General features: G+C 53.8%; 1 tRNA gene and 2 rRNA genes. All 3 read left to right on the top strand.

Annotated features, from left to right (window positions below):
• The first annotated feature begins 222 nt into the window (after nucleotides 1–222).
• The 3 genes from FJ492_RS28550 (at nucleotide 223) to FJ492_RS28540 (ending at nucleotide 3,735) form a co-directional block, all read left to right on the top strand.
• Nucleotides 223–3,054 (top strand): 23S ribosomal RNA (locus tag FJ492_RS28550).
• Between the two features lie 273 nt (nucleotides 3,055–3,327).
• Nucleotides 3,328–3,442: ribosomal RNA gene (gene rrf, locus FJ492_RS28545) — 5S ribosomal RNA — on the top strand.
• Between the two features lie 216 nt (nucleotides 3,443–3,658).
• A tRNA-Met gene (locus tag FJ492_RS28540) sits at nucleotides 3,659–3,735 on the top strand.
• The last annotated feature ends 1 nt before the right edge of the window (nucleotide 3,736 follow it).

The following is a 3,736-nucleotide window of genomic DNA, read 5'->3' as shown; positions in this document are numbered from 1 at the left end:
ATGATGGGTTTGCCTAACCGCACCCTCGAACCGATCTCGAGAAGCTGGTCTTTTTGTGCCAATGACATCAAGCCGGATCCTGCACAGGATTTGGCTGACGCGACGATCTCTTCGAGATCGCGTGGCGACAATCCCTTCGGGATTGCGCGGATGCTGACCCCGTAAGGGTTTGGCTGAAGCGACAATCCTTCGGATTGCGCGGTGGATATTGGCAATGAGAACGATCAAGTGTCTTAAGGGCAATTGGTGGATGCCTTGGCATGCACAGGCGATGAAGGACGTGATACGCTGCGATAAGCTACGGGGAGGTGCGAATACCCTTTGATCCGTAGATTTCCGAATGGGGAAACCCACCTAAGGTGCTTGGAAAATCAGAGTAGCATGAGCGACAATCTCTTCGAGATTGCGCTGGTGCTGCTGTGGTTTCCAAGTATCAGATATAGGTAACTTATCCTGAATACATAGGGATAAAGTGGCGAACGCGGGGAACTGAAACATCTAAGTACCCGTAGGAAAGGACATCAACCGAGACTCCGGAAGTAGTGGCGAGCGAACCCGGACCAGGCCAGTGGCGATTGAGAGACAAGCGGAACCTTCTGGAAAGTAGGGCCATAGTGGGTGACAGCCCCGTACGCGTAATGCAATCAATCGTCCTCGAGTAAGGCGGGACACGTGAAATCCTGTCTGAAATTGGGGGGACCACCCTCCAAGCCTAAGTACTCGTGCATGACCGATAGCGAACTAGTACCGTGAGGGAAAGGTGAAAAGCACCCCGACAAGGGGAGTGAAAGAGTACCTGAAACCGATTGCCTACAAACAGTGGAAGCCCAAGGTTCGTCCTGGGTGACCACGTACCTTTTGTATAATGGGTCAGCGACTTAGTGTGACGAGCAAGCTTAAACCGCTAGGTGTAGGCGCAGCGAAAGCGAGTCTGAACAGGGCGTTCAGTTCGTCGCATTAGACCCGAAACCGAGTGATCTAGCCATGAGCAGGTTGAAGGTAAGGTAACACTTACTGGAGGACCGAACCCATAACTGTTGCAATAGTTCGGGATGACTTGTGGCTAGGGGTGAAAGGCCAATCAAACTCGGAAATAGCTGGTTCTCCGCGAAATCTATTTAGGTAGAGCGTCGACCGAATACCCCAGGGGGTAGAGCACTGGATGGGCTAGGGGTCCTCACCGGATTACCAAACCTAACCAAACTCCGAATACCTGGGAGTACTAGTCGGCAGACACACGGCGGGTGCTAACGTCCGTCGTGAAAAGGGAAACAACCCTGACCTACAGCTAAGGTCCCCAAGTTATGGCTAAGTGGGAAAGGATGTGAGGATCCCAAAACAACCAGGATGTTGGCTTAGAAGCAGCCATCATTTAAAGAAAGCGTAACAGCTCACTGGTCTAAATAAGGGTCTTTGCGCCGAAAATGTAACGGGGCTAAAGCCATACACCGAAGCTTAGGGTTTGGTCCGCAAGGGCCAAGCGGTAGCGGAGCGTTCTGTAAGCTGATGAAGCCATACCCGTGAGGGGTGGTGGAGGTATCAGAAGTGCGAATGCTGACATGAGTAACGTAAGGGGAGTGAGAGACTCCCCCGCCGAAAGACCAAGGGTTCCTGCTTAAAGCTAATCTGAGCAGGGTTAGCCGGCCCCTAAGACGAGGCGGAAACGCGTAGTCGATGGGAACCACGTTAATATTCGTGGGCTTGGAGGTAGTGACGGATCATTGAGGTAGTCCAATCTTATCGGATTGAACGGGCTGCTGCGTGGTTCCAGGAAATAGCTCCTCCTTATAAACCGTACCCGAAACCGACACTGGTGGTCTGGTAGAGTATACCAAGGCGCTTGAGAGAACTATGCTGAAGGAACTCGGCAAATTGCACGCGTAACTTCGGAAGAAGCGTGACCCTTTTCTACGCAAGTAGAGGAGGGTGGCACAGACCAGGGGGTAGCGACTGTTTATCAAAAACACAGGGCTCTGCGAAGTCGCAAGACGACGTATAGGGTCTGACGCCTGCCCGGTGCTGGAAGGTTAAGAGGAGGGGTGCAAGCTCTGAATCGAAGCCCCAGTAAACGGCGGCCGTAACTATAACGGTCCTAAGGTAGCGAAATTCCTTGTCGGGTAAGTTCCGACCTGCACGAATGGCGTAACGACTTCCCCGCTGTCTCCAGCATAGACTCAGTGAAATTGAATTCCCCGTGAAGATGCGGGGTTCCTGCGGTTAGACGGAAAGACCCCGTGCACCTTTACTATAGCTTTACATTGGCATTCGTAGTGGCATGTGTAGGATAGGTGGTAGGCTTTGAAACCTGGGCGCCAGCTCAGGTGGAGCCACCCTTGAAATACCACCCTTATTACTATGGATGTCTAACCGCGGCCCGTTATCCGGGTCCGGGACAATGTATGGTGGGTAGTTTGACTGGGGCGGTCGCCTCCTAAAGAGTAACGGAGGCGCGCGATGGTGGGCTCAGAACGGTCGGAAATCGTTCGCTGAGTGCAATGGCATAAGCCTGCCTGACTGCGAGACTGACAAGTCGAGCAGAGACGAAAGTCGGTCATAGTGATCCGGTGGTCCCGCGTGGAAGGGCCATCGCTCAACGGATAAAAGGTACGCCGGGGATAACAGGCTGATGACCCCCAAGAGTCCATATCGACGGGGTTGTTTGGCACCTCGATGTCGACTCATCGCATCCTGGGGCTGGAGCAGGTCCCAAGGGTATGGCTGTTCGCCATTTAAAGCGGTACGTGAGTTGGGTTCAGAACGTCGTGAGACAGTTCGGTCCCTATCTGCCGTGGGTGTAGGAATATTGAAAGGATCTGTCCCTAGTACGAGAGGACCGGGATGGACGGATCTCTGGTGGACCTGTTGTGGCGCCAGCCGCATAGCAGGGTAGCTATATCCGGACGGGATAACCGCTGAAGGCATCTAAGCGGGAAACCCACCTTAAAACGAGTATTCCCTGAGAACCGTGGAAGACGACCACGTTGATAGGCCGGGTGTGGAAGAGCGGCAACGCTTGAAGCTTACCGGTACTAATAGTTCGATCGGCTTGATCGTTCTCATTCCTAATATCCATTTGACGAAATCAAATGGTCTGTTCTCACTCACGCTTGTTCCGCCCTGCGGGCGGCGCTACGTGGGTGCGGCGCATAGGCGCCGACGGTCGGTCGACCTTGCGAAGCTTCGCTTCGAAAGGCGTCAGGCCAAGAACGACCAGGCACAAAAAAGACCAGCGAATAGCTCCGAGAAAGCACAAAATAGGTCCCCTATTCGCTCCTCTCTATGGCTATTCGCTCAAACCAGCTTCTCGAATAACGTGCGTTTTGCCGACCTGGTGGTTATGGCGGAGCGGCTGCACCCGATCCCATTCCGAACTCGGCCGTGAAACGCTCCAGCGCTGATGGTACTTCGTCTCAAGACGCGGGAGAGTAGGTCGCTGCCAGGTCTGCTAAATGCACGTTCAAACTCACATCCAACCGGATGACAGAGAAATCTTCTCATTGCTTTGTTCGATGCATGTCGTTGCCCCAAAACCGCTAACACTTTTGGGCGACATGCATAAAAGCCCGCCAAGGGATCCCGGGCCGCTCTAAGCGGCCCTTTCATTTGGGGGAGACAGAATACCGCAGTCGCCAAAGTACAGCGGCGATCGCGGTGGTGGCGCGGGGTGGAGCAGCCCGGTAGCTCGTCAGGCTCATAACCTGAAGGTCACAGGTTCAAATCCTGTCCCCGCAACCAA

Source organism: Mesorhizobium sp. B2-5-4 (assembly GCF_006441095.1).
Classification (GTDB): domain Bacteria; phylum Pseudomonadota; class Alphaproteobacteria; order Rhizobiales; family Rhizobiaceae; genus Mesorhizobium; species Mesorhizobium salmacidum.
This window is presented reverse-complemented; position numbering and strand designations above follow the sequence as displayed.